The following is a 3,057-nucleotide window of genomic DNA, read 5'->3' on the forward strand; positions in this document are numbered from 1 at the left end:
GTGTCTGATGATACAGAGCCGGTGAACGGTAATTCTGGTAGGGTGATGAACTCTTTAACGGCATCAATTAAGTAATCATTTAAGCCGTCTTGATACAACCAACGCTGCTCGGTGTTGTTCACTTTATCGGTGAAGACAATTTCCAGCCCCGGACAAAGCACCGCTTTGGCTTTGAGCAGGTGTGTCAGGCGTGATACCGAGAATTTGGCTGAGTCAAAATAGCTGGCAGTCGGCCAAAAATGGACGCTGGTACCGGTATTTTTACGACCGCAGGTGCCGATTACGGTGAGATCTTGGATTTTCTCGCCATCTGCAAAGACAATCGAGTAGATCTGGCCGTCACGTCTAACGGTAACTTCAACACGGCTAGAGAGTGCGTTGACAACGGAGATCCCCACACCGTGTAGGCCACCGGAGAACTGATAGTTCTTATTGGAGAATTTTCCCCCCGCGTGCAGTCGGCATAAGATCAGCTCAACGCCGGAAACGCCCTCTTCAGGGTGAATATCTACCGGCATGCCGCGGCCGTTATCAATGACCTCAAGTGATTGATCAGCATGTAAAATAATATCGATGCGGTTTGCATGACCCGCCAGCGCTTCATCGACACTGTTGTCTATTACTTCCTGCCCAAGGTGGTTTGGGCGCGTCGTATCGGTGTACATACCGGGCCGGCGACGAACCGGTTCAAGGCCACTGAGAACTTCAATGGCATCGGCATTGTAATTATTGGTTTGAGTCATGGTATGTATATATTTACAGGTGTTTGGCCATCATGGTCGTCAGAGAACCATGAAATGTCAAGGCGTGGTTAGCCCGAGAAAGGCAATTATGGCAGCGAAGTAACGGGGAAACCCCGTGAAGGCATGATTTCCTTGCGCTTCCACGCTTTGACGGCTGGCGTGGAAATAAGCAACGGCCTGTCGGTAATCGAGCACTTCATCACCCTCTTGTTGTAATAACCAGAGTAGCGCGGGAAATGGCAGCGGATCAAGGTGTAGATCGAGCAGTTGTATCATATGCTGGTGAGTTAGGGTGTAATTCTCACCGGTATAGGGGTTGGTATTTTCCCCTAAATAGTGTTGTAACAGCTCAAACGGACGCATGGCTGGATTGATCACTACGGCACGCAGTTGATAGCGTTGGGAAAGGTAGGTGGCATAGTATCCGCCCAATGATGAGCCAATCAGTGCTGGTGTTTCCCCTTGGTGCTGACACTGTTCAATCAGCGCAGAAACCTGAGCAATGGCCGCTTGCGGGGCAAAGGGCAGTGCTGGAATGTGCATTTTCACATCGGGGTGGTGTTCTGCCAGATAGTCGCGCAGGGCGACTGCTTTGGCTGAGCCACTTGAGCCATTAAAGCCGTGCAGATAGATCAGCGTGGCCATCAGTAACCTTCCGATTCCATATCTGGACAAAATTGCTGACCGGGCAAACGGTGAACTTGTGTTTCGACGGTGCCATCGGGCAGTAAATCAAGATAACGCCAGCCGGGTGAGAGCTGATCGAGGGTAAAATTGGTGCAGTGCGCTTTAAACTGAATGCAGGTTGACGGTGTTGCCAGTAGGCGGCACTGACTCCACAAGCAATCCATCTCTTGATGGATGTGGCCGCAGACAATCACTTTTGCTTGCGGGCGGGTACGGAGGACTTCTTGCAGTGCACCGGCATTACGCAGACTGTGCTGATCGAGCCACGTACAACCAGAGGGTTGCGGATGGTGATGCAGTAATATCACGGCGTGCCGTTGCGGATGCTGATCCATTTTTTCCGCCAACCAGTTGAGCTGATAGTCATTGAGTTCGCCGTGCGGAACACCAAGAACCTGACTGTCGAGCAAAATTAACTGCCAGTGCTCACCCAGTAAAACCTGTTTCGACGGTTGAATGCCTTTACGTTGTAAGCCATCGACCATCGCGGGCTGGAAATCATGGTTGCCGGGCAGCCATACGCAGGGGCGTGCTAAACGGGCAACACCATCAGCAAAATGGTTATAGGCTTCCAGCGAGTGATCTTGTGCCAGATCACCGGTAGCGACGATCAGATCCACTGGGCGCTGTTCGGCCTGAATCTGACGGAGTACCGCATGGTAGCTTTGCAGTGTGTTGATCCCGAGCAGTGCTCCCTCTTCTGAGGCGAACAGGTGGGTATCGGTAATTTGCAAAAGTCGAATCCGCTCAGAAGCAACCGGCGGCTGGAACAGGCTTTCCACGTAGTGTCCTTCGTTTTATCTGTTTAAAAATTACCGCAGAGGGGTATTGATGAAACCTGTATCAGCAGATACTGCATTATCCTTATATATCTTATGGATAGATGCCCAACACGGTGTCGGCCTGCTCCGTACTGATTTACGTTTCACCGCATAATTTTATATGCAGTTTATCTGATAATTTTAAATGTTTCGGGACAATGTTTAATTCAGTGATAAATCCCCAGATTAAAATGTCAAAACTGTTGCATGGCACACATTTCTGTTCTTCAGCTCGCGCTCCAGCGTTCGCGCAGCGCTTGCCCATGTAGCTCTAACCATTGCAGCGCAATGATGGATGCTGCATTGTCAATCTTACCTTCAGTAACCCACTGATAAGCCTGTGTACGGCTGACAACGTGCACGCGAATATCTTCGCCCTCTTCAGGCAACCCGTGCAGGCCTTTGGCAAGGGTGGCATCAACCTCGCCAACATACAGCTCAAGGCGCTCTGATGTACCGCCGGGGCTGGCCAGATAGCTCAGCATATGTTGGCAGCGCTGAACCGCAATACCGGCCTCTTCATGGGCTTCGCGCCGAACCACCTGTTCAGGGTGTTCTGAGGGTTCGATAATGCCGGCGATCAGCTCAAGCAGCCACGGGGTTGGGCTGGTGTCGAGTGCAGCAATGCGTAGCTGTTCAATCAGAACGACTTCATCACGTTTAGGATCATACGCGAGCAACACCGCCGCATGGCCACGTTCGAAGATTTCGCGGTTGATGACAGGGCTCATCTGGCCGTTAAACAGGCGGTGACGAAAACGGTAGCGTACCAGAGAGAAGAAGCCCTGATAAAGGGTGTCACGTGT

General features: G+C 51.3%; 4 protein-coding genes. All 4 read right to left on the minus strand.

Translation table 11 applies throughout. The features are described 5' to 3' along the window. Positions 1–743 (minus strand): ATP-binding protein (locus tag ACRC27_RS08700; protein WP_438639705.1); only part of this gene is annotated, 743 nt, incomplete at its 3' end. A 57-nt stretch (positions 744–800) separates the two neighbouring features. Continuing rightward, on the minus strand, positions 801–1,388 hold the full coding sequence (gene yqiA / locus ACRC27_RS08705) for an esterase YqiA (protein ID WP_438639706.1): 588 nt from the start codon (positions 1,386–1,388) through the stop codon (positions 801–803). Beyond that, positions 1,388–2,212, minus strand: a complete 825-nt coding sequence (cpdA, locus tag ACRC27_RS08710; protein ID WP_438628948.1) for a 3',5'-cyclic-AMP phosphodiesterase — start codon at positions 2,210–2,212, stop codon at positions 1,388–1,390. The genes yqiA and cpdA overlap by 1 nt, the downstream gene beginning before the upstream one ends. A gap of 266 nt (positions 2,213–2,478) precedes the next feature. Further along, the coding region (gene nudF, locus ACRC27_RS08715) for an ADP-ribose diphosphatase (RefSeq protein ID WP_438639707.1) at positions 2,479–3,057 on the minus strand (579 nt) is incomplete at its 5' end.

It is taken from the genome of Plesiomonas sp. (assembly GCF_051650925.1).
GTDB lineage: Bacteria > Pseudomonadota > Gammaproteobacteria > Enterobacterales > CAMTGL01 > Plesiomonas.

Bases quoted from the DNA above. Each gene is read 5' to 3' on its own strand.
- yqiA (WP_438639706.1), bottom strand. From the start codon at position 1,388: ATGGCCACGCTGATCTATCTGCACGGCTTTAATGGCTCAAGTGGCTCA.